General features: G+C 34.3%; 23 protein-coding genes and 2 other annotated features. Of the genes, 21 read left to right on the top strand and 2 right to left on the bottom strand.

The annotated features are described in order from the left end of the window. Positions 1-54 precede the first annotated feature (54 nt). The 19 genes from hflK (at position 55) to BN1058_RS11665 (ending at position 22,420) form a co-directional block, all read left to right on the top strand. A complete protein-coding gene (gene hflK / locus BN1058_RS11755) occupies positions 55-1,023 on the top strand; it encodes an FtsH protease activity modulator HflK (RefSeq protein WP_090857770.1) in 969 nt (322 codons plus the stop codon). Continuing rightward, a complete protein-coding gene (gene hflC / locus BN1058_RS11750; protein ID WP_090857767.1) occupies positions 1,016-1,945 on the top strand; it encodes a protease modulator HflC in 930 nt (309 codons plus the stop codon). Before hflK ends, hflC begins: the two co-directional genes overlap by 8 nt. A 130-nt stretch (positions 1,946-2,075) precedes the next feature. Then, positions 2,076-4,712, top strand: coding sequence for a DNA polymerase I (polA, locus tag BN1058_RS11745; RefSeq protein WP_090857764.1), 2,637 nt, complete (start codon positions 2,076-2,078; stop codon positions 4,710-4,712). A gap of 14 nt (positions 4,713-4,726) precedes the next feature. After that, positions 4,727-5,563 carry a DNA-formamidopyrimidine glycosylase gene (gene mutM, locus BN1058_RS11740; protein ID WP_090857761.1) on the top strand — a complete coding sequence of 279 codons (837 nt, stop codon included), beginning with the start codon at positions 4,727-4,729 and terminating at the stop codon, positions 5,561-5,563. 96 nt (positions 5,564-5,659) lie between these two features. After that, positions 5,660-6,292 (top strand): sporulation membrane protein YtaF, encoded by a 633-nt coding sequence (gene ytaF / locus BN1058_RS11735; protein ID WP_090857759.1) that lies wholly within the window; start codon positions 5,660-5,662, stop codon positions 6,290-6,292. Positions 6,293-6,318: 26 nt separating this feature from the next. Beyond that, positions 6,319-6,912 (top strand): dephospho-CoA kinase, encoded by a 594-nt coding sequence (gene coaE, locus BN1058_RS11730; RefSeq protein WP_090857756.1) that lies wholly within the window; start codon positions 6,319-6,321, stop codon positions 6,910-6,912. Between the two features lie 291 nt (positions 6,913-7,203). Beyond that, positions 7,204-7,581: an adenosylmethionine decarboxylase gene (speD, locus tag BN1058_RS11725; protein ID WP_090857753.1), complete on the top strand. Its 378-nt coding sequence runs from the start codon at positions 7,204-7,206 to the stop codon at positions 7,579-7,581. A 214-nt stretch (positions 7,582-7,795) separates the two neighbouring features. After that, entirely contained in the window at positions 7,796-8,185 is a 390-nt protein-coding gene (locus tag BN1058_RS11720) for a cytosolic protein (RefSeq protein WP_090857750.1), read from the top strand. Positions 8,186-8,215: 30 nt separating this feature from the next. After that, positions 8,216-8,683 carry a transcriptional regulator NrdR gene (gene nrdR, locus BN1058_RS11715; protein ID WP_090857747.1) on the top strand — a complete coding sequence of 156 codons (468 nt, stop codon included), beginning with the start codon at positions 8,216-8,218 and terminating at the stop codon, positions 8,681-8,683. Between the two features lie 69 nt (positions 8,684-8,752). Then, positions 8,753-10,120: a replication initiation and membrane attachment family protein gene (locus tag BN1058_RS11710; protein ID WP_090857744.1), complete on the top strand. Its 1,368-nt coding sequence runs from the start codon at positions 8,753-8,755 to the stop codon at positions 10,118-10,120. 13 nt (positions 10,121-10,133) lie between these two features. Continuing rightward, entirely contained in the window at positions 10,134-11,069 is a 936-nt protein-coding gene (gene dnaI, locus BN1058_RS11705; protein ID WP_090857741.1) for a primosomal protein DnaI, read from the top strand. 131 nt (positions 11,070-11,200) lie between these two features. After that, on the top strand, positions 11,201-12,013 hold the full coding sequence (gene ytxC / locus BN1058_RS11700; RefSeq protein ID WP_090857738.1) for a sporulation protein YtxC: 813 nt from the start codon (positions 11,201-11,203) through the stop codon (positions 12,011-12,013). Positions 12,014-12,070: 57 nt separating this feature from the next. Next, positions 12,071-12,297: a binding site (T-box leader), on the top strand. A gap of 91 nt (positions 12,298-12,388) precedes the next feature. Next, positions 12,389-14,335, top strand: a complete 1,947-nt coding sequence (gene thrS, locus BN1058_RS11695; protein ID WP_090857735.1) for a threonine--tRNA ligase — start codon at positions 12,389-12,391, stop codon at positions 14,333-14,335. Between the two features lie 405 nt (positions 14,336-14,740). Further along, on the top strand, positions 14,741-19,588 hold the full coding sequence (locus BN1058_RS11690; protein WP_090857731.1) for an alpha-L-fucosidase: 4,848 nt from the start codon (positions 14,741-14,743) through the stop codon (positions 19,586-19,588). Positions 19,589-19,893: 305 nt separating this feature from the next. After that, positions 19,894-20,020, top strand: a sequence feature (ribosomal protein L20 leader region). Between the two features lie 130 nt (positions 20,021-20,150). Further along, complete coding sequence (infC, locus tag BN1058_RS11685) at positions 20,151-20,654, top strand: translation initiation factor IF-3 (protein ID WP_141652146.1); 504 nt, start codon at positions 20,151-20,153, stop codon at positions 20,652-20,654. Between the two features lie 33 nt (positions 20,655-20,687). Then, positions 20,688-20,885, top strand: coding sequence for a 50S ribosomal protein L35 (rpmI, locus tag BN1058_RS11680; RefSeq protein WP_090857725.1), 198 nt, complete (start codon positions 20,688-20,690; stop codon positions 20,883-20,885). A gap of 46 nt (positions 20,886-20,931) precedes the next feature. Then, positions 20,932-21,288 carry a 50S ribosomal protein L20 gene (rplT, locus tag BN1058_RS11675; RefSeq protein WP_090857722.1) on the top strand — a complete coding sequence of 119 codons (357 nt, stop codon included), beginning with the start codon at positions 20,932-20,934 and terminating at the stop codon, positions 21,286-21,288. Positions 21,289-21,506: 218 nt separating this feature from the next. Beyond that, positions 21,507-21,773, top strand: a complete 267-nt coding sequence (locus tag BN1058_RS11670; protein ID WP_090857719.1) for a DUF1294 domain-containing protein — start codon at positions 21,507-21,509, stop codon at positions 21,771-21,773. Between the two features lie 56 nt (positions 21,774-21,829). Beyond that, on the top strand, positions 21,830-22,420 hold the full coding sequence (locus BN1058_RS11665; RefSeq protein WP_090857716.1) for a TVP38/TMEM64 family protein: 591 nt from the start codon (positions 21,830-21,832) through the stop codon (positions 22,418-22,420). 35 nt (positions 22,421-22,455) lie between these two features. On the opposite strand, the gene BN1058_RS11660 is transcribed toward BN1058_RS11665, so the two are convergent. After that, positions 22,456-22,845, bottom strand: coding sequence for a sigma-w pathway protein ysdB (locus BN1058_RS11660; RefSeq protein ID WP_090857713.1), 390 nt, complete (start codon positions 22,843-22,845; stop codon positions 22,456-22,458). A 122-nt stretch (positions 22,846-22,967) separates the two neighbouring features. Here BN1058_RS11660 and BN1058_RS11655 point away from each other — a divergent pair, with 122 nt between their 5' ends. Both BN1058_RS11655 and BN1058_RS11650 read left to right on the top strand, forming a co-directional pair. Continuing rightward, positions 22,968-23,453, top strand: a complete 486-nt coding sequence (locus tag BN1058_RS11655; protein WP_090857711.1) for a dUTP diphosphatase — start codon at positions 22,968-22,970, stop codon at positions 23,451-23,453. Between the two features lie 65 nt (positions 23,454-23,518). Further along, on the top strand, positions 23,519-24,604 hold the full coding sequence (locus BN1058_RS11650) for a M42 family metallopeptidase (protein ID WP_090857708.1): 1,086 nt from the start codon (positions 23,519-23,521) through the stop codon (positions 24,602-24,604). 47 nt (positions 24,605-24,651) lie between these two features. Here the strand turns inward: BN1058_RS11650 and BN1058_RS11645 are convergent, their stop codons facing one another. Beyond that, complete coding sequence (locus tag BN1058_RS11645; protein WP_090857705.1) at positions 24,652-25,260, bottom strand: lytic transglycosylase domain-containing protein; 609 nt, start codon at positions 25,258-25,260, stop codon at positions 24,652-24,654. Positions 25,261-25,264: the final 4 nt, after the last annotated feature.

The following is a 25,264-nucleotide window of genomic DNA, read 5'->3' as shown; positions in this document are numbered from 1 at the left end:
TATTTGTATTTTAAACGTAAATATAATTAACAACATAACAAGGGGGAATAATTAATGACACTAAAGCAAATATACACCTGGCTAGCAATCGTTGTTAGTGTTGGTTTACTTGCTATTATTGGGCTAACCAGCTGGTTTACTGTTGATGAATCAGAACAAGCGGTTATTGTTACATTTGGAAACGCCGATGAAGCAGTAACTGATTCTGGCCTGCATTTTAAAATGCCATGGCCGATTCAAGAAGTACATAAGGTATCCAAAGAAACCTTTAGTTTGAATTTTGGTTATAGTCAGAAAAGTGATAAAAATGCTGATACGGTGCGCATGATTACTGGTGATGAGAATATTGTGCAAGCAGACTTGGTTGTTCAATGGAAGATTGCTGAACCAGACAAATATTTATTTGAATCAACAGATCCTAATCAAATATTATACAATGCAACATCCGCTTCATTGCGTAGTATTATAGGTTCTTCAACCATTGATGAGGCATTGACTGATGGAAAAGCACAGATTGAAAATGAAGTAAGAGAATTGTTAGTGGAACTTATAGAAGATTATCAAATAGGTATTTCCGTTTCTGATGTGAAGCTACAAGAAGTAGATTTGCCTAATGAAGAAGTTCGTCAAGCCTTTATGAAAGTTACAGATGCTAGAGAAACAATGAATACAAAGAAAAATGAAGCAGAAAAGTATGAAAATCAACAAACGGAAGAAGCATTAGGTGAAAAAGATGCGATTATCTCAAGAGCTGAAGGAGACAAGGTAGAGCGTATAGAAGAAGCTCGAGGAAATGTAGCTGCTTTTAATGCATTATATGAAGCTTATCAATCAAATCCAGCTGTTACAAGACAGCGTTTAGTAATGGAAACATTAGAGAAAGTATTACCAGAAGCAAATGTGTATATTATGAATGATGACGGTAATACAATTAAGTATTTACCGTTGAATGGTAATGGAAATCAATTAAAAACCGTTACTCCAGAAAGTTCTGATACAGAAAAGGGTGATCAAGATGAGTGATGAGCAAATATTTGATCAAAAGGATAACCATCCAGTTAATATAAAGCGTTGGGTTCGATTTGGTATATCACTTTTAATCGTTATTGTCATTTTACTTTTGGTTTTTAGTAGCATGTTTATTGTAAAAGAAGGCGAATATAAGGTTGTTAGACAGTTTGGTGAAGTCATTAGAATTGAAAATGATCCCGGGTTGAAATTCCGGATACCTTTGTTACATTCGGTTACTACGCTGCCAAACAAAAAAATGGTCTATGACGTAACTGAAAAAGAAATTAATACGTTGGATAAGAAACGTATGATTATTGATAATTATGCGGTATGGGAGATTATTGATCCTACACTAATGATTACCAATGCTAAAACAGAAATTAATGCAGAATCTAGAATGGGTGAATTCATTTTCTCTGTGATTCGATCTGAATTAGGTACAATGAATTACGATGAAATTATCAACGATGAAGGTAGCACGAGAGGCGATTTAAATCAGCGTGTGACCCAACGTGTGAATGAATTATTAGCAAGGGATAACTATGGTATACAAGTAGATGATGTTCGAATCAAAAGAACAGATTTACCAGATGAAAACGAACAATCCGTATTCCGTCGTATGATTTCTGAGCGAGAATCAAAAGCACAAGAATATTTATCACAAGGAGAAGCTGAAAAAAATCGAATTATTGCTCAAGCCGACAGAGATGTAAAAGAGATGTTATCTAAAGCAAAGGCAAAAGCTGCTCAAATTCGTGCTGAAGGAGAGCAGGAAGCAGCTAAACTTTATAATGAAGCCTTCAAAAAAGACACTGCCTTTTATCAATTATATCGTACGTTGGAATCTTATAAAAAGACAATAAACGGTGATACAACCATTATCTTACCAAGTGACTCACCATACACAAACTCACTTTTAGGCTATACAGAATAGATAATGACCTCATTCCTTAGCAGGTTTTGTTTTTGGGGATGAGGTTTTTTCTATTTTTCATTAAACATGATAGAATAATAAAGACAATTAGTCCGTATACATACGATCAACGTGGAAGGAGTTTTATATAATGAGCAATAAATTAGTTTTGATTGATGGAAATAGTATTTTATATCGTGCTTTTTTTGCTTTACCACTTTTAAACAATGATAAAGGGGTTTATACAAATGCAGTGTATGGTTTTGCAAATATGTTATTAAAAATTCTAGGAGATGAAAAACCAACACATATGCTAGTTGCATTTGATGCAGGGAAGACTACTTTTCGTCACGACACATATAAGGACTATAAAGGTGGTAGACAAAAGACGCCATCGGAATTAGCAGAACAATTTCCACTAGTAAAGCAGCTGTTAGATGCTAGTTCGATTAAACATTATGAATTAGATAATTTTGAAGCAGATGATATTATTGGCACGTTGGCTAAAATAGGAGAAGCCAATGAATTTCATGTTCGGGTTATTTCAGGCGATAAAGATTTGCTTCAGCTTGTTTCTGATAAGACACAGGTACAATTAACCAAAAAGGGTCTTAGTGATATTGATGCTTATACACCTACATTTATGAAAGAAAAAATGGAAATATCCCCAGATCAAATTATTGATATGAAGGCTTTAATGGGAGATAGTTCAGACAATATTCCTGGTGTACCAGGCATTGGGCAGAAGACAGCGGTAAAATTATTAAAGCAGTTTTCCACTTTAGAAAATGTTTTTGCTCATATAGATGAAATAAGTGGAAAGAAATTAAAAGAGAAATTAGAAAATCATCAAAAAGATGCAAAAATGAGTAAACAACTTGTTACAATAAACTGTAATTCCCCTATAAAAATTGCGTTGGAAGATACTGAATATACGGGGTATGAAACGGAAAAAATCAGAAAAGTATTCCAAGAGCTTGGTTTCCAATCCTTGCTAACTAGAATTTCAGGAAATACAAATGAAGAAGAGAATAATCAGGTACAATTAGATGATATAAAAGTGGACATTTTAGATGCTATTCCTGAGAGCTTATTTAATGGATCGGTAGCTTTAACAGTGGAAATTTTAGCAGATAATTATCATGTAGCGCCAATTGAAGGAATTGGTATTACAACTGAAGATAAAACGTACTTTGTTCCTACAGATATTGCATTAGCATCTTCTACATTTAAGCAGTGGGCAGAAGACCCTTTGCAAAAGAAATGGGTGTTTGATGCGAAGAAAGTCACGGTAGGTTTACAACGAAAATCCATTGATATAAAAGGGATTGAATTTGATTTATTATTAGCTTCTTATCTTATAAATCCATCCGAAAATCATCATGATATTCCTGCAATTAGCAGTCGAAGGGGATATAATCAAGTTTTGTTTGATGAAGAGGTATATGGCAAAGGCGCTAAACAAAAAGTGCCAAATCAAGATCAGTTAGCAGATCATATAGGGAGAAAAACTTCTATTCTATTTGCTTTAAAGGCTGAGATTGAAAAAGAATTAGAAGAAAATCAGCAATTAGAATTATTATATGAACTCGAGTTGCCACTTGCATTAATTTTAGGGAAAATGGAAGCCCGAGGTGTCTATATTGACAAAGGTCAATTAGAAACAATGAAAAGTGAATTGAAAACACGTTTGGATAAAATAGAAAAAGAAGTACATGACTTAGCAGGAGAATCTTTTAACCTAAATTCACCAAAACAATTAGGGCCAATTTTGTTTGAAAAATTAGAACTACCAGTGATTAAAAAAACAAAAACAGGTTATTCGACTTCTGCTGATGTGTTGGAGCAGTTACAAGAAAAACATCCAATTATACCGAAACTATTGTTGTATCGTCAGTTAGGTAAGCTGCAATCCACCTATATTGAAGGGCTGTTAAAAGTTATTCATAAAGATGGAAAGATTCATACACGTTTCAATCAAGCACTTACACAAACAGGTCGTTTAAGTTCAACAGATCCTAATATGCAGAATATACCAATTCGATTAGAGGAAGGGAAGAAAATAAGAAAAGCCTTTATCCCTTCGAAAGACAATTGGACCATCTTTGCTGCCGACTATTCCCAAATTGAATTACGTGTGTTAGCAGACATTGCGAAAGACGAGAAACTAGTACAAGCATTTAAAGATGATATGGATATTCATACTCGGACAGCAATGGATGTATTTCATGTAACAGCTGATCAAGTGGATAGTGATATGCGACGACAGGCGAAAGCAGTTAATTTTGGTATTGTTTATGGTATAAGTGATTATGGCTTATCACAGAATCTTGGGATTACGAGAAAAGAAGCAAAGGCGTTTATTGATCGATATTTTGAAAGCTACCCTGGTGTAAAAACATACATGGACGATACGGTGCAACAAGCAAAACAGACTGGTTTTGTTACAACAATCATGCACCGCAGACGTTATCTTCCGGATATTACAAGTCGTAATTTTAATATGCGTAGTTTTGCAGAACGTACAGCAATGAATACACCTATTCAAGGTAGTGCTGCAGATATTATTAAAAAAGCAATGATTGATTTAGAACATGCATTAGCAGAAAAAGGATTACAGGCTCGTATGTTATTACAAGTGCATGATGAATTAATCCTCGAAGCACCAGAAGAAGAGATCGAAATATTGAAACAATTGGTACCAAAAATAATGGAAGAGACGGTTTCACTATCTGTTCCATTAAAGGTAGATTATGCATATGGAACTACATGGTTTGATGCAAAATAAAGAGAGGATAAAATATGCCAGAATTACCAGAAGTAGAAACGGTAAGAAGAACATTGAAAGAGCTAGTTGTTGGTGAGATTATTCACGATGTGACAGTGAACTGGTCAAAAATAATCAAACACCCAGATGATTCGCAGCGATTTATTGAATTAATAAAGGGAGAATATATTCAAGATATTCATCGTAAAGGTAAATTTTTATTATTTGAATTAACACATTACACACTTGTGTCCCATTTAAGAATGGAAGGAAAATATAGTGTATTTCAACCGAGTGAACCAATAAATAAACATGTGCATGTTGTATTTGATTTAAAAAGTGGGAAACAATTGCGTTATCAAGACGTTCGTAAATTTGGAACGATGCATTTATTTTCTAAAGAAGAGGCAAAGACAAGCAAGCCGTTAAGCCTATTAGGACCAGATCCGTTTGAGGATAATTATTCTATAGAACGAATTATTCCACTAATCCAAAAAAGTGATCGAGTAATTAAAAATATTTTATTAGATCAACAAGTGATTGCAGGATTAGGGAATATATATGTTGACGAGACACTGTTTAGAGCTCAGATTCATCCACTACGTAAAGGGAGTTCTTTATCTGATACAGAGTTGCGGGTTATTCTTGCGGAAGCAAAACAAACCTTGACAGAAGCGGTAGAACAAGGTGGAACAACCATTCGTTCATATGTCAATACCCAAGGGAAAATGGGTATGTTTCAGCAACAATTATTTGCATATGGTCAAGAAAATAAACCCTGTAAGCGATGTGGACATCCAATTAGTAAAATGAAAGTTTCCAACAGAGGAACTCATATTTGTGAAGTTTGTCAAACGTTAGATAATAGCTAACGTTTGAGAGTTAGATGGTTTAATGCACGCCCAAATACTCCTTCCATATACTATTGATATAGTATAGTCGCAAAGTCAGGGAAGGGGTATTTATTAATGACACCAATACTAACGATATTGTTGCTTACGGTTGCGGTAAGTTTGGATAGTTTTACGGTTGCTTTAACATATGGGTTGAGGGATGTTTTGCTTTCTGTTCGTTCCGTTATTGTAATTGGTGTGATTTCAGCCATTGTGTTTTTTATAGCTATGATTATTGGTAACTCAATTTCAGTTTTTATAACACCCTTTACAGCTGATATAATTGGTGGTTCACTATTGGTTTGTATTGGCGTTTGGGTATTAATATCTGTTTTTAGATCAAGCGATTCTAAAGCACACAAAACTTCATTGGAATGGAAAATTGAGATAAAATCACTTGGTCTTGTGATTCAAATTTTAAAAAAGCCCATGTTAGCTGACATGGATAGATCGGGAAATATTACTGGAATAGAAGTAGTACTATTAGGTGTAGCTTTATCATTAGATTCTTTTGCAGCAGGGATTGGTTCTGCTTTAGTTGGATTACCAATTATTCTTTCCGCTATAAGTATTGGTTTAGCTACTAGTACGTTTCTCTTTTTAGGATTACAAACTGGAAAGAGACTATCGAATTGTAACACGTTTACACGTTTAAGTATATTACCTGGTATTCTTTTAATTTTAATTGGTATTATAAAGATGGTTTAGCTAATTAGAAAGGATGGACGAATGATATGACAAAAATAATTGGACTTACGGGGGGGATCGCTTCAGGGAAGAGTACGGTCTCAAATATGTTGCGAAAAAGAGGCATTCCAATTATTGATGCAGATAGAATTGCTAAAGAAGCAGTAGAGCCTAATCAAAAAGCATATAGACAAATCGTTGCGACATTTGGTGCGTCCATTTTGCAAAAAGATGGTCAGTTAGATCGAAAGAAACTTGGAAATATTGTATTTGCGAATGAATGCAAAAGACAACAATTAAATGAAATCGTACATCCTCAAGTAAGAAAGGTAATGTTAGACAAACGTGATCAATTGATTAAACAAAAACAACCGATTATCGTGTTGGACATCCCCTTATTGTTTGAAAGTAACTTAGAGGATTTAGTCGATCTTGTGATCGTTGTGTATTCTCATCCTGATATTCAATTAGAAAGATTAATGAAAAGAAATCAGTTATCACGAGAAGAAGCACAAAAAAGAATTCATTCACAGCTTTCTATTCGTAAAAAAGCGGAGTTAGCGGATCTTGTCATTGATAATAATGGTTCCATAGAAGATACCAAAGAACAATGTGAAAAAATAATGAATAAATTAGTGTAATGACTCATAAAAATTATTTTAACGGCTACTCTAAAAAGGAGTAAGCTATCCTTTATTACATATAGAATGATAATAAAATAGCGCTATATCAGTTTTCAAATTAAAAAATAGCTTGCCAAAAATAACAAAACCATATATACTTTTTTTGCATATGTTTTAAATTTGATTTAGGTATGCTTTTTATTTTCGTTAATGGTTGCTTAAAGGGTTAGGATCTCTCTGGACTAACTTTCCCCCGTGGCAACTCATGCATGTTTATTTGAAAAGGAATAATATGTAAGGGGGATTTTAATGGATACAATGGGTAGACACGTTATTGCTGAAATGTGGGATTGTAATATTGATACGTTAAATGATATGGGGCAGATCGAACGAATTTTTGTAAACGCAGCATTAAAGGCTGGTGCAGAGATTCGTGAAGTAGCTTTCCATAAATTTGCACCACAGGGTGTTAGTGGTGTTGTTATCATTTCTGAATCTCATTTAACAATTCACAGTTTTCCAGAGCATGGCTATGCAAGTATTGATGTTTATACATGTGGTGATATTATTGATCCAAATGTTGCTTGTGATTACATCTCTGAAGCACTGGAATCCAAAAAATGTGAAAAAGCAGAAGTGCCTCGTGGTATGGGACCAATTTCTGTTCCAAAACATCGTGCACTTTAGTATAAACGAATAAATAAGATAAGCTCCTTTTCGAGATTGTTGCAGAAAAAGGAGCTTTTATTATAACATTTAATTATTCATATTATATTGTTTAGATAAGATAATTAATTGAATTGTGAACCAATAAATAAAAAATAGCTCTTAGTGATATCGTTTTCCTTACTGAAACATGTTACACTTATACTATTGATATAAAATAATAGAGGTGTATGATATGGGGTTGCGAGAATCATTTGAAAAATTATTCAATAATCATTCAGAAACAAGCGAACAACATTGGGATAAACAATTACAAACACATTATTTCAAAACGACAAAAGATAAAGCATTTCAGACAATAGAATCATACTTTCGCAACAAACCAGGTTGTGATATTATAGCTACATCAAAAGAACATGGTGAGATAAGTTTGTTTTTTAAAGGAAAAAGGAAAACATTTATTATTATAACGATTATTATGGTAAAACCATTTCAGACCGCAGTCGATTTTTCTGTTACAACAGAATCTGTAATTCCATTTGACTTAGGTTATAGCCATAAATTAATTCCAAAGTTATACAATCAATTAAAAAAAGAAATGCCATATATTGAAAATATTAGATAATTAGAAGTATAAAGAATAGGATGGGTTATCATGCGTTGTCCAAATTGTAATGATAAGCATACGAGAGTGTTAGATTCTAGGCCAATAGAAGAAGGTCGTTCCATTCGTAGAAGAAGAGAATGTGAAGCTTGTGAATTTCGGTTTACAACATTTGAAAGAACGGAAGAAATCCCACTGATCGTTGTTAAAAAGGAAGGTATTAGAGAAGCTTTTAGTAGAGAGAAGTTAATACGTGGACTAATTAAAGCATGTGAAAAAAGACCCGTTGCTTTAGAACAGTTAGAAGAATTAGCTTTAGATGTAGAAAAGGAACTCCGTAATAGTGGTATATCTGAAATACAAAGTAAAGAAGTTGGCGAATTAGTTATGGAAAGGCTATCCTCCGTTGATGAGGTGGCCTATGTTCGTTTTGCTTCTGTTTATCGTCAATTTAAAGATATTAGTGTCTTTTTAGATGAATTAAAAGATATAATAAACAATGCTGATGATAAATCATAAGCCATTTGAGCCAAAATTGGCTCTTTTTTTCTTTACTGACTAAAGTAGGTGGGAGAGGAGGAAACAGTCATGGAGCATATAGGTAAATTATTACCTAACCAAGGCTATAGTATTTATTTAAAACAAGAATTTACCCATGCACATTTGCAATCATTAATGCAGTTGTATCAACCATTGATTGGTGTTCATGCTGTTTCATTGTTTATGACACTATTAAGTCAATATGAAAGTAGTCCAAACAAGCAAGATCCTTATACACACCATTCTTTGATGCAATTTGTAAATCTCTCTTTACCTGAGATTTATCAAGCAAGACAAAAACTTGAAGCAATTGGGTTATTAGAAACATACCAATTAGATAATGACAATGAAACAATTTTTACCTACCAATTGATGATGCCATGTACTCCTTTGCAATTTTTTTCAGATGGCATGCTATCGCAATTGCTGTATCATCAGATTGGTGCTGATAAAACGAATGAGCTTTACCAACTATATGCACAAGGAACAAAACAGAATCGAAACAGAGGAACAAATATTACAGCACAATTTGATGAGATATTTCAAAAAGCTCCTGTTGAAAGAGATATGTCTGTTAAAGCCATTGATACGATAGAAAACCAAGGACCAAATATTTCTGGAACTACCATTTCTATAAATGATTTATCACAATTACTATCTGAGCGAATGTTACCAGTTGAAAAAATATTAACTCCTTTTAATATAAAAATAATTCAACAAATGGCATCACTATATGATTTAACCACCTTAGACATAGAGAAGGCAGTTGTATGGGCGTTGTCTGATCAGTATGTGTTAATTGAAAAAGAATTCAAATCCGCATGCTTTGATCTGTACAAGCAAGTTACACCTGAAAGTAGCAAATCTTTAAAAGTAGTAGATCAAAAAGAAAAATTAAAAACAAAAAAAGACAAACCAACAAACAGACAAGATCAGTTTGTTCAAATGTTAGAAGAAATCTCTCCAAGGCAATTGTTAGAGGATTTATCTAATGGTAATCAAGCATCAAAACAGGATTTAAAAATGATAGCTGACGTGATGTCCCAACAAGGTCTAACACCTGGCGTAATGAATGTTCTTATTCATTATGTGATGTTAAAAACAGACATGAAATTAACAAAGTCATATTTAGAAAAAATTGCAAGTCATTGGGCTAGAAAGAATGTTAAAACAGTTAGACAAGCCATGACTTTAGCTAAATCTGAACATAATAAATATCAACAATGGTCAACTCAAAAAAAACCACGCTATCAAAAATCAGGTAAGAAAGAAGTTGTTCCTGATTGGTTTAGGAAGCAAAAAGATAAACAAGAACAAGATGAACAGAAAATACAAAATGAGCAACAGTCCTCAGATTCTACTTCAGATGTAAGTGAGCTATTGCGTGACTATAATAAAAAGAAGAATCATCTATAAAGGAGGTGTCTAGATGGAACCTATTCAGAGCTCATTAAAAAGATGGATGAGAGAAAACCGCTCCTTTCAAACGATTTATGGGGAAATGAAGCAAGAAATATTAGCTGATCCTGAAGTGAAAGTAATATTGGAAAGTAACCCATCCTTAACAAATGAAGCCATTGATAGACAGTTAATGAAATTGTATGAATATCATACTCAAAATAAAAATTGTGATAATTGCCCAAATGGTGGTTGCTCAAATAATGTATTACCAGGTTATAAACCACGTATTGAGATTAATGGGCAAGAAATTCATATCTATTATGAAAAATGTAAGTATAAAATTCAACGAGAACAGCAGCAACAACGGGCGAATTTAATAAAAAGCTTGCATATGCCAAAGGATATCCTTCAAGCATCTATTCGTCAGCTAGATGATCGAGATCCAAAGAGACATGATGCTATTAGAAAAGTAATTTCCTATGTCAGTAAGCTAGATAAGGGGAAAGTGCCTGAAAAAGGACTGTACTTTTATGGCCCGTTTGGGGTGGGTAAAACTTATTTTTTAGGCGCAATTGCTAATGAATTGGCTGATCATAATATTGCTTGTATGTTGATTTATATGCCTGAATTTGTTCGTGAAATGAAGTCCTCTCTTGGTGATGACTCGCTACAAAATAAAATCGAACAATTTAAATCAATTCCTGTACTAATGATTGATGATATTGGTGCAGAATCAATATCTGCTTGGTTTAGAGATGAAATTCTTGGATCCATTTTACAATATCGAATGATGGAACGTTTACCTGTATTTTTTAGTTCCAATTATAGCCTGTCGCAGTTGGAAAAACATTTAGCTGTAACTTCTAAAGGGGATATTGAGGAATTGAAAGCGGGACGTATTATTGAGCGAATTAAACAATTAAGCGAAAATGTTCCACTTTTTTCAGAGAACAGAAGAAAATAGGGATTTTATTCGTTTTATGTAAGTTGTCCAAACTGGGCAACTTTTTATTTAGAAAACCGTATGTTAATGATTCATTTTTTTTAATCTTGTCCCATATAATATAACAGTTTGATTGGGATAGGGTGATGTAAATGATTCAAATATTAATGGACAATGAAAAAGATAAGATGTTATTTTATGACAAACTAGCAAGGGATCAATTAATTTGTGAAATATATGAACAAGGAGGAAAGATAATTACTATTACTTCTGAGGAAAGTATAGATTTAGGTGATGATCTTGCTAGTTTGCTGTTAGAAATGTGGCTTGTTCATTCAAAAAAAGAAAGCTTAATTGAAATGATAAAAGAACATTATTATTTTGAGGATAAACAAGAGATTAATGCTGTTTTAGAATTAGTATTTGAGCGAGTATTAGCTAAGGGAAATACAATTGAATTTGAAGCAAAAGAACAATTATTACAAATTATTATGTTAGGAATCGAGGATGAAAATCCATTCGATTACCATGCATGTATTACTTCTTATGATGACTTATTTTATACGTTAATGATCAAAGAAATAGGGTATGCGATTGATGAATGGAAGCAAGAAGAACAGTATCAGCACTTTATTCAATCTCTCCGTGATTATATCGCTAATCAGTCCGTCAAATCCAATGTACTACATATTGTCCAAGGAAACCAGTTTACTTTTTATCGAGAAGATGGTCACAAATTTACATCTGAGGAATTGAAGGACTTCATTCAACAAAAACCTTTATATATTGTAGGACTTGATGAAAATGAATTAAATTTAACACCAATTCTAGCACTCTCACCTTCACATATTTATATTTACGGACGTGATCCTAGCGAAGCCAAGACGACTGCTGTCCGAAATATCTTTCAAGAACAAGTCACATATAAGCGTCTACAGTCTTTTCCTTTTGCACATGTAGAATAAATAGGCTTGATTTTTTAAATAAATCATTCTATAATACAAAGCATATCCATGATTATAGGAAAAGTTTTGATGAGGATAAGATGTTTGTATGACGTTCTTAGAGAGGGAGGCAAAATGCTGGAAGCTTCCTGTCCGCTCTGCATATCATTACCACCTCTGAACTCTGTTTTTGAACAGACTAAAGTAAAAAACAGCGTAGTCCTGCGTTAAAGGGTGAATGAAGCTGAATCACGTATTGATTCAGAAATTAAGGGTGGAACCACGAGTCAACGCTCGTCCCTTTGCTAGTAAAGCAGAGGGATGGGCGTTTTTTATATGTATATAACTTCCTCTGCTACCGAATGAATCTAACATCAAAAAAGGAGTTGAACAAACATGGATGAACAAATCGTTATCACATTTCCAGATGGTGCAAAGAAAGAATTCGCAAAGGGAACAACTGGAGAGGACATCGCACAATCCATTTCTCCAGGATTAAAGAAACAAGCATTAGCAGTTACATTAGATGGCGACTACTTCGATTTACGTACACCTCTACCACATGATGGGGAAATTGCGATTATTACAAACAAACAAGTTGAAGGCATTGATATAATGCGTCATTCGACTGCTCATGTAATGGCTCAGGCTATTAAACGTTTATATGGAGAAAACGTGAAACTAGGCGTTGGACCAACGATTGAGGATGGCTTTTATTATGATATTGATATGGAAGAATCCATCACCCCTGAAGATTTGCCAAAAATAGAAAAAGAAATGCAACGTATTGTTGATGAGAATCTTGAGATTGTACGTGAAGATGTATTTCGTGAAGAAGCCATTCGTCGCTTTGAAGAAATTGGGGATGATTTGAAGATAGAGCTGATTAATGCAATTCCTGAGGGAGAGCAGGTCTCTATTTACAAACAAGGAGAATTCTTTGATTTATGTCGTGGCGTTCATGTCCCCTCGACTAGCAAAATAAAAGTATTTAAATTGTTAAGTATTTCTGGTGCTTATTGGCGTGGAGACAGTAATAATAAAATGTTACAACGTGTGTATGGAACTGCATTTGCAAAGAAGGCAGATTTAGATGAATACTTACGTTTGCGTGAAGAAGCAAAAGAAAGAGATCATCGTAAACTAGGGAAAGAACTGGAACTATTCACTGTATCACAAAAAGTCGGACAAGGCTTACCATTGTGGTTACCTAAAGGAGCTACTATTAGACGTACGATTGAAAGATATATTGTAGATTTAGAAGAACGATTGGGCTATGATCATGTCTATACTCCAGTATTAGGTAATATAGAACTATATAAAACGAGTGGACATTGGGACCATTATAAAGATGATAATTTTCCAATATTAGAAATGGATAATGAAGATTTAATGTTGCGACCAATGAATTGCCCCCATCATATGATGGTTTATAAGAATCAACTATATAGTTATCGCCATCTTCCAGTACGAATTGCTGAATTAGGCATGATGCATCGCCATGAAATGTCTGGAGCATTGGCGGGGTTACAACGTGTTCGCGCAATGACACTTAATGATGCGCATATCTTTGCACGCCCGGATCAACTAAAAGATGAATTTACACGTGTTGTTGAATTGATTCAACATGTATACAAAGACTTTGGCATTGAGGATTATTATTTCCGTTTATCTTATCGTGATCCAGCAGACAAAGAGAAATATATTGACAATGATGAAATGTGGAATAAAGCACAATCATTATTAAAAGAAACAATGGAAGATATGAAACTTGAGTATGTAGAAGCAGAAGGAGAAGCGGCTTTCTATGGTCCAAAATTGGATGTCCAAGTGAAAACTGCATTAGGTAAAGATGAAACACTATCAACCGTTCAATTAGATTTCCATTTACCAGAACAATTTGACTTAACATACATTGGTGAAGATGGAAAAGAACATCGTCCAGTTGTTATCCACCGTGGCGTGGTATCAACCATGGAACGCTTTGTTGCCTTTTTAATTGAAGAGTATAAAGGTGCATTTCCAACTTGGTTAGCACCAATTCAAGCAAGAATTATTCCAGTTTCATTGGATGCACATGCAGCATATGCGAAAGAAGTCGAAGAAGCACTTCGTTTTGCGGGAGTACGCGTGGAACTAGACCAACGTGATGAAAAGCTTGGTTATAAGATTCGCGAAGCACAAACAGAAAAGATCCCATTTGCACTTGTTGTCGGAGATAAAGAAATGGAAGATCGTGCAGTAAATGTTCGACGCTATGGAGAGAAAGATTCAGAAACAATCGAATTAGCTGATTTTGTTAAAAAGATTACAACTGAAATACAAGAAAGAGTGTTAAGCTAACAAAAGTAAGTAAATTAACTCTATAATAACTAACTACAAAAAGGTTTGGTCATTGTTTTAATGTTCCAAACCTTTTGTAATCAGCAATACTTTTTATTTTATATTGAATGAAATATAACGTTATTTATGATATAGTGCTTATATATGAGATTTAAAATTGCAATGCCCAATAGTATTGCAAACAGAACGTTTTTTTATGGTGCTAAATAATATAGATACCACTTAATAATCAATAAAGTAATAATTTCTACTTGGAGTAATACATCTAGATTTATAGATGTATTACTCCATTTTTTTTACCTTTTATAAGTAAAAGTGAGGAGGTGTTTTGTAGTGTAAGTTCATTTGTTTGGGATAAAACACAGTGTTAAATCAAGCCGACCTACCAAATCAGGAGGGGAAGAGATGGTGAAAATAAGAGGTGTAAGAAAGGGTACCAAGAAGTCATTTGTCATAGTTATGGTAGTGTTACTGATTCATTCGATTTTTCCAACTAACCCTAGTTCTTTGTTGTCTAAAAACAATGATCTTAATGAGATACTAGAAGTAGATTTTAATGGTAATATTCAAGGTAATGAGTATGTGGCAGAAGAGAATGAACAAATAAAAGGTAGTTTAACCATTCGATCAGGTAATGAACAGTTAACAGATCAACAAATGATACTAAATGGGGACAGTGATGGTATGGAATTTACTACGCTTGATGCATTAGGAGAGGAGTACGTAGACCAATCTATCATCGTTGAAACGATTTTTAATCCTAAAGAATCTCAAGATCAGATGGGTACGTTAGTTGCTATTGGTGGTAATATTTATGCTAGATATAGTAATAATGATCCTAGCAAGCTTGAATATGGCTTTGATGTTCGAAATGAGTCAGGATGGCATACCGAAAAGGAAGTCATTTCAGCACCTAATCCTGAAGAAGAACACACCTTTGTGATGGTATATAGTCCAACTGCAAATGGAGCAACTATTAGAGCGTATTTAAATGGCAAACAATTGACAACGGTTACATCAGAGAATGGTAAACCGCCGATTGCAGGTTCACAAGGGGAAGAAGCCAATGCGCTAGGTATAGGTAATGATGTACATCCAGCAGGAAAAGATAGAGGGTTTAAAGGAAGTATCTTAAAAGCAATAGCTACAATATATAGTGGTGAATTTAATGAATCGATGCTAAAAACAATTACACCTGATCCCGATGAACCAACGAATAAACAAGATATATTAGATGTTTATTTTACCGGAGCGTTTTCTTCTGAAGCAGGTTATACAAATGCGACAGGAGAGATAATGGATGGTATGTTAACACAAAAGTCTGGTAATGAAGAAATTGTGCAAGGTTCAGTTCCATTAAATGGTGGTACAGAAGGAATTAATTTTCAACCTAGAGAAAGTTTTATATTAGATGGGAATGTAACAAAACCATTTATTATGGAAGTAGAATTTGTCCCAGAAGCAAATCAAAATGCACAAGATACACTACTTGCGTTTGGTGGAAATATGTATGCAAGATATACATCTTCATCAGAATTTGAATATGGCTTTGAAGTTAATAATAATGGTAGTTGGTCCTCTGCTAAAGAACAAATTGCTGCACCAGAAGCTGGACAAAGACATGCTTTTGCTTTTGCATATATACCAAAAGAAAATGGGGCGGAAATGCATGCATTCTTAAATGGAGAAGCACTTCCAGTTGTAACATCTAACAGTCAAGCAGCGATTGCAGGTAATATAGAGAATGAATTTGCTTTTGGTAATGATGTACATCCAGCGGCGTTAGAACGAGGCTTTAATGGCTCGGTATCTTCTGCAGTTGTAACTACATTTGAGGGGGCATTTAATGCATCTTTATTGAAAACAATGGAGCTAACCAAAATTGATAGAAAACTGTTATCCTATTGGCAAGGTGATATTACTGAAGAAGTATATACAGGATCAGATGATGAACTAGTAGACGGAGTATTAGATATTGTTGGAGGAGTGAAAGAGGGTCTTGGTAAAATTAATTTATCAGGTGAAGGTGCTCATCTTACATTCACTCCTTCTAATAGTGAAGAAGGAACAAATATTTTTGAAGATGGTTTTATTTCGGAAGTATTAATTGCACCGAGTTTACTCGATAAGCAAGTCTCATTGTTTCAAATTGGCGATACAGTTTCTATAAAAAGTGCAGCAGATGGAAAAAACATTCATTTAATCTTAAATGGAGAAAGAACACAAACTTACGATCTATCGCAATATGTTAACGAAGAGTATATTCATCTGTCATTTGTTTATGAATTAAACAATAATACGATATCCTTGAAAATGTTAGTAGACACTGAAAAAGTTGGAGATACCGTTGATTTATCGAAACCTCTTACTATAAGTAGTGATCATATCGTCTTGTCTCAATTGAATGAAGATGCTTCTGGAAACATTTTAGGAGTAGCTCATTCTTCTTTGGAGGGTCCTTTTAGGGAAACACAATTAATGTTAACCGGTGGAGCGTGTTTTGTACCTGAAGATATCGAACCGTCTTTTGAAATTGAGATAAGTGGTAACGAATGTGCAGCTGCTATTGCAGCAAAAGCATCCTATGTTCGACCAAAGCCTAAACAAGTCGAATGGCAACAATATGAACAAACAGCGTTTATCCATTATGGTATTAATACGTACTATGGTGTCGAATGGGGTGGGTTTAATTTAGATACAACTAAATTTAATCCAACAAATTTGAATACAGATCAATGGGCAAGAGCATTAAAAGAAAGCGGATTTAAAATGGCGGTTTTAACCGTAAAACACCATGATGGATTTTTGTTATATCAATCTAGATATTCAAATTATGGTGTAGCTAGTAGTCCCTATAAAGATGGGCAAGGTGATGTTTTAAAAGAATTTGCTGAATCTATGCGTAAATATGGAATTGATGTAGGTGTTTACTTATCACCGGGCGACCATGATCAATATAGCAAAGGTGTTTTTGGAAACAACAGTGAACGTAAAGTGAGAACAATTCCTACATTAGTGGAAAATGATGATCGTATAGGTGATGAAAGTTTACCACAATTTGAACTTCCAGTAACAGATTATGGTGAATATATGTTAAATCAGTTGTACGAAGTGTTAACAGAATATGGAGAAATAAAAGAAGTATGGTTCGATGGTGCGCAAGGTCATATCCCGGGTGATGTCTATGAACCATATGATTGGGATAGTTACTATACACTCATTGAAGAATTAGCTCCAGAAGCAGTTATTGCTGTAACAGGGCAAGATGTGCGCTGGGTAGGGAATGAATCTGGCTGGGCTCGTGAAAATGAATGGAGTGTTTTAGCCACTACAACTGGAGAAAATGGCCGCCAAAGTGCTTATCCATCACATCATTCATCTGATTTGGGGAGTAGAGATGTTTTAAGAGATGCAGCAGCAAATGGGATGGATCATCTAAGATGGTGGCCAGCGGAAGTGGATGTAAGTATTCGACCAGGTTGGTTCTATCATGATAATCAACAACCAAAATCTGTAGAGCATTTAAGGAATATCTATTATAATTCGATTGCTAGAAATTCTGTTTTACTTTTAAATATTCCACCGAATAAAGAAGGGAAATTTGCAGAACAAGATGTTAAGCGATTAAAGGAATGGCATGAGTCAATCAAACGTGATTTTGCTATAGATTATACAGAAAATGCAAAGGCAACTGCAGAAGTTGAAGGTACTACTACGGATGCGACTGATGTTGTTGACGGAGATTATGATACATCTTGGCATACAGATTCAACAGAAGATAGTAAACTTTATTTTAAGTTTGATGATCAAGTAGAGGTCAAACGAATTATATTACAAGAGAATATTAATTTTGGTCAACAAGTGGAGTCTTTTGTGATCGATGCAAAAGATAGTAATGGAAATTGGGAAGAGATTTATACGAATGAAGTCATTGGATACAAGCGTATCATTACGTTGGATGATCTCGTAACGTCAGATGAATTTAGGTTGAGAATTTTACAGTCAAGAGGACCTGTTTATATTTCAGAAGTTGGATTTTATCAGACGTTACCTGAAGGAGAGCCACTTCCAGATCCAGTAGATACAACAGAGCTCGAGAATTTGATAAAAGAAGCAAGTGACATCTCTAATCAAGAAAACCAATACACAGAGGAAAGCTTCACGGCGTTACAAGCAGCAATAACTGAAGCAGAATCAGCATTAGAAAAAGTTGAGACTGAGGAAGAACTGCAAGCAGCGATCGATGCATTACAAATAGCGATCGATGGTTTGGAAAACAATATTCCAGATCCAGTAGATACAACAGAGCTTGAGAGCTTGATAAAAGAAGCAAGTGACATCTCTAATCAAGAAAACCAATACACAGAGGAAAGCTTCACGGCGTTACAAGCAGCAATAACTCAAGCAGAATCAGCATTAGAAAAAGTTGAGACTGAAGAAGAATTGCAATCAGCGATCGATACATTACAAACGGCGATCGATGGTTTACAAACAATTGATCCGGATGAAGGAGATATTGAAAAGCAACCAACTATTCATGTCAGTGCAAACAAGCAAAACAATCAGGCGATTATAGAAAGTACAGTCCTTGAAAAATTAGCCGAAAATGGAGAAATCGTTATTGATATCACCGAATTAGATATAGAAGAATTATTGTTAACATCAGAGCAAGTATCTAAGTTAATACAATTAAATGCGAAGATTAAGGTTGAAAAAAATGATGTGGAGTTATCCATGATGTCTGCTTTGTTAAAAGAAAGAGAAGATCTTACTATTACGATTACACCAATAAGTCAAAGTAAAATAAATAAAAGTGACTCACTTGAGATAATAGGTTCGATTTATCATTTTACGATTGAACAAGACGAGACAATAAATCAATTTGAAGATTACCCAGTGACTTTGACATTTAAAGTTGAACCGTTTGAAAAAGGACGTCAAGCGGGTGTATATTATTTTAATGAAAAAACAAATGAATGGGAACTTATTGGAGGTGACTTATCTAATGGTATGTTAACTGCAAATACTGCACACTTTAGCATCTTTGCTCCAATGCGCGTGGTTTCCACTACAGAGCAACCTGGTGTAGATTCTGACAGTAATGAATCAAATAATGAAAATATAGGCGATAACCTCCCAGATACAGCAACATCAACGTATAATTGGGTAGTAGTAGGCCTACTGTTTATTCTATTTGGTGCGATTATTGCATTTATGTTTTTTAGAAAGAGATCTAAGGAGGAAATAAATTAGTTTTGAATTTAAAGTGTATTTAAGTAAAATGTAAGAGTTAGGCATAAAGCTTTTTAATAATGGAAAGAGCCGAACTATTGTTCAATTTATTTAATAAATTGTTAATCGTTCGGCTCTAAATAAATTACTAGCAAAATAAGAATATATGCTGTAAACTAAATGATGAAATGCAAAATAGTAATGAACAACACGGGCCCTGTAAGATGATAAATGCAAACGTGAAATTATAAGTTAGTTAGAAAAGTAATGTTTGACAGCATTACTAAACCATGCTATTATAATAAAAGTGTAATTGAATATGATCTGAAGACAAGTAGAGGCACCCGCTTCTCGCCTGATCGACACATAGGATATGTAGTTGGCAGGTTACCATGTAAGAGTATTAACTTGGAGACGTGTGGGTGCAATGTGTACCGACACTTTTTTTAATGGAATCAATGATCGAACTTGTCAAGGAGACCATTAGAACGGTCTGGTTGCTGTTATATATAGATAATAGTAATGGATCATAGCTCATCACGCTTTTAAAAATTCACGGAGGTGGCTGATTATTAGCAAAGATATGAATGTCAATGAGAAAATTAGAGCACGAGAGGTTCGACTCATTGATTCAAATGGCGATCAACTTGGTGTTAAATCACGTCAGGAAGCATTAGATATTGCGCAAACAAGAAATCTTGATTTAGTTTTAGTTGCACCTAATGCAAAACCACCGGTATGCCGTATCATGGATTATGGTAAATACCGTTTTGAACAACAAAAGAAAGAAAAAGAAGCGCGTAAGAAACAAAAAGTGATTAATGTCAAAGAAGTTCGATTAAGCCCAGGTATTGAAGAACATGATTTTAATACCAAATTACGTAATGCTAGAAAATTTCTTGACAAAGGCGATAAGGTGAAAGTTTCGATCCGTTTTCGCGGACGTGCGATTACTCACAAAGAATTAGGTCAAAAAGTATTAGAACGTATGGCTGAAGAATGTAAGGATCTTTCCACAGTAGAACAAAAGCCTAAAATGGAAGGTCGTAGTATGTTCTTGATGCTTGGACCAATTAAAGAAAAATAATATTTGCTTATGTTTTAAAAGGAGGAACTACTCATGCCAAAAATGAAAACTCATAAAGGCTCACAAAAACGTTTCAAAAAAACAGGTACTGGGCAGCTTAAACGCTCTCACGCATATACAAGTCACTTGTTCGCGAATAAGTCACAAAAACAAAAGCGTAAACTACGTAAAAGTGCAGTCGTATCTGCTGGTGACTACAAACGTATTAAACAAATGTTACCAAACAAATAATTTATAAACGAACTGATTTTGTTTAGATATATAGGAGGGAATTACTATGGCACGTGTTAAAGGTGGAACAGTTACACGTAAACGTCGTAAACGTATATTAAAGCTTGCAAAAGGATATTATGGTTCAAAACATACGCTGTTTAAAACAGCAAAGCAACAAGTATGGAAATCTGGTCAATATGCATATCGTGACCGCAGACAGAAAAAGCGTGACTTCCGTAAATTATGGATTGCACGTATTAACGCTGCTGCACGTTTGAATGATCTTTCATATAGCCGTTTAATGCATGGTTTAAAATTAGCAGGTATTGAAGTAAACCGTAAGATGCTTTCTGATTTAGCTATTAATGATGAAAAAGCATTTGCACAATTAGCTGAAAAAGCTAAAGCAGCTTTAAAATAAGTAATGATACTAAGAGCTACCATCTTCGTTATGAAGACGTAGCTCTTTTTTATGGTTGTACAATAAGATAACTGATTTTGGTGAGTAAAACTAATCAATTCTATTTTGTTGTTTTCATTACTAATACTAAAAATACCAATTAATAAATATCCGAAAAGCTAAATTTTGATACAACCAAAATAAAAGTAATATGCTTATTTTATAAAAGGAGAAAAGCTATGCAATGGATTAGTTTAATTTATATCATTATAGTGAATAGCATGTCATTTGTAATGATGGGGATTGATAAGCGCCGTTCAAAAAAAAGGAAGTGGCGTATACCTGAAAAAAAGTTATGGCTTGTTGCGATCATTGGGGGATCAATTGGAAGTATCATTGGTATGAGGTTTTTTCGACATAAAACAAAACATCGGACATTTATCATCGGAATGCCAATGTTACTGATTTTACAAATCATATTTATTTTGTTTTTAAATAGAGTATAGATCATGTCATAAAGGCTCGTCTCCTGTCATAGAATAATTGTGAAGGAGGAGAAGTTATGGAGTATATCGGTGCTTCTGTCACGATGATGATGGAGACAGCGGGGATGTTTGCACCTTTGATATTTATTGCACTGCATTTACTTCGGCCATTATTATTTCTTCCCGTCGTTTTTCTATGCATTACTGGAGGACTTTTATTTGGTATTGTACCAGGGATAATCTATTCACTAATAGGTATTACATTATCTAGTCTTACCTTCTATAAAATGACAGAGATAATGCCTAGTACGCTTCAGCGCTTTTTTCGCATGAAACAAAAATTGCTAGGAAAACAAAGAGACTTAACTACATTACAGATCGCTTTATTACGCTTAATTCCATTCATTCATTTTCATTTATTGTCATTGTGTATTTTAGAACTATCAAGGCAATTAAAAGATTATATGCGCGCATCTTTTATTTCTAACATCCCACTTGCAGTCGTGTATACATCTATTGGAGAATCAATTACCAATTTTTCACCAATTATGGCAGGTAGTATGATGGTAGGTGTATTACCAATTTTATATTTCGTAAGGAGAAAAGAAATATACATTAGCTGGCAAGATTTCTTTCATCCAGAGACGACAAATAGCGATGTAATCTAAAAATGAAACAGATAAAATACTGTTTCATTTTTTATTTAATAAAAATCGAACAATTGATTAATTGGGTGCTTCCACTCTATTTTAGCATGCGGGTAATGAATGAGTATTTCTTTCTCAAGGAAATATAAATCATCACGCTCTAACCCTTTTAATTGATTAGGGTGTTTGGTGTATACAATAATCGAAACGACATCAAAAGCATTTTCTGTCGTTCCAATATATTTCTCACCCTCAAATAAAATCCCCTTGTATGTCATCAAAAAATTCTTTTTCACATTATCTGGATCGTCTAAAAAGTAAAATTGTTTTTTATCCCTAGCCACTTCAAGTTTTCGCTTTGGATTAATGATGTATTTATACGCAGTATATAGCAGAAAAAGAATAGCTACAAAGATAAAAACACGAAATAGGTACACAATAAACATTTTCATCGACTCCCTATTAGCAAGATCACCTTACTATACGGATAAGTATAACGTTTCGTTTCACGAAAATAAACTATTTCATGTTATAATGAAAAAAGTTTGCCACAGAAAGAGGGATAAAGATGAATTGGGAAAAGCTATTTACTATGCAAAAACAATTAGATACCTACATACAACAAAATCATGCATTAGTAACCAGCGAAATATTTGATAAAAAAGTTTTAGCCTTACTTGTTGAAATAGGAGAACTTGCTAATGAGACGCGTTGTTTTAAATTTTGGAGTAAGAAAGGCCCAAGTGAAGATACAGTTATTTTAGAAGAGTATGTTGACGGACTTCATTTTATATTATCACTTGGTATTGATCTGGGCTTTGAACCTGAAAGGGTTGATATCCCAAACATTCAAGCGGATACTACAGAATTATTCCACCAAGTATATCAATCTATTCAAGTTTTTAAAGAGAAGACAAACACCGAAACCTATCAGCAACTTTTTGGTCTGTTTTTACGTTTAGGACAAGTTCTTGGCTTTTCGGAGACAGCAATTATGCAAGCATACATAGATAAAAATGAGACAAATTTTAATAGGCAAGATCAGAATTATTGATTTAAAACTTTTGAATTAGATAAGAATAGGTCTATAATAAATGTTAGAAAGGGAGGAGATACATAATGACAAAATTAAATGACAGACTTACGATGCTAAAAGAATTAACTGATGCAAAAGGAATTTCAGGCAATGAAAAAGAAGCTAGAGAGGTAATGAAGAAATACATTTCCGCTTATGCTACGGAAGTCTATACGGATCATCTAGGTAGCTTAATTGCCAAAAAAGTTGGTAAAGAAGATGGACCAAAAGTAATGGTAGCTGGACATTTAGACGAAATTGGTTTTATGGTAACGCGAATTGACGACAATGGTTTCTTATATTTCCAAACCATTGGTGGCTGGTGGAGCCAAGTGATGTTAGCGCAACGTGTGACCATTCAAACATCAAAAGGAGATATTACAGGTATTATTGGTTCAAAGCCTCCACACATCATGCCGGCAGAAGCACGTAAAAAACCTTATGAAATTAAGGATATGTTCATTGATATTGGTGCAGCTAGTCGTGAAGAAGCGGAATCGTTTGGAGTACGTCCTGGTGATTCTGTTATACCTTACTTTGAATTTACTCAGATGAAAAATGAAAAGTTACTATTAGCAAAGGCATGGGATAACCGTATTGGTTGTGCCATCGCAATTGAAGTATTGAAACAATTAAAAGATGTCGAGCATCCGAACGTTGTGTATGGTGTTGGTACAGTACAAGAAGAAGTAGGTTTACGTGGGGCAAAAACAGCTACAAACACCATTAAACCCGATATTGGGTTTGCAGTGGATACTGGTATCGCAGGTGATACACCAGGTATTTCTCCAAAAGAAGCAGACAGTAAACTTGGAGACGGACCACAAATTATATTATATGATGCATCAATGATTTCTCATAAAGGTGTGCGTGATTTTGTCGTAAAAACAGCTGAAACGAATGATATCCCATTCCAATATGCGAATATAGCTGGTGGTGGAACTGATTCTGGTTCGATTCATTTAACTGCAAACGGTGTTCCGGCATTATCAATTACCATTGCAACAAGATACATTCATTCACATGCTGCCATGATTCACCAAGATGATTTTGATCATGCGGTACAATTAATTGTTGAAGTGATTAAAGGATTAGACGCAGATAAAGTCAAAGAAATTACTTTTAACTAAAGAAAAAAAGCAAAAAAGTTGCTGAGGTAGATACTTCAGCAACTTTTTTAAATATATTGATTCATAATTTTGTTAACATAGTTTTGTGTTTCTTTAAAGGGAGGAATTCCATCATATTTATCTACATTACCAGGTCCAGCGTTATATGCTGCAAGTGCTAATGAAGTATCTCCGTTATACTTGTCAAGCATCTGTTTTAAATAACTTGTCCCACCGTAAATGTTTTGTTTAGCATTAAAAGCATCCGTTACACCAAGACCATCTGCTGTTCCTGGCATTAATTGCATATAGCCTTGTGCACCTGCACTACTTACTGCATGTTGATTAAAATTTGATTCGGTTTGAATAACTGTGGCAATCAAATCTCGATCTACATCATATTTATTGGCAGCCTGATCAATAATACTTTGAACATCACTGGAGATACTTGCTGGAACAGGTGATATGCTTCCATATGAATGGTTGTTTGCTTTATCATTTGTTTGTAATTTATTACGAATAGATGTATTAGATGAAGATTGAAGCTGTTCTGACATCATCATTCCTAGCATCTCTTTAAATATAGAAGAAGCGTTAGATGGAGTAGTAGTTGTACTTGATGAAAAATTCGCCATTGCTTGTGCTTTCATCATGCTTTGTAGTAATCGAATATCCATTGCC

This window comes from Paraliobacillus sp. PM-2 (genome assembly GCF_001368815.1).
Classification (GTDB): domain Bacteria; phylum Bacillota; class Bacilli; order Bacillales; family Amphibacillaceae; genus Paraliobacillus.
This window is presented reverse-complemented; position numbering and strand designations above follow the sequence as displayed.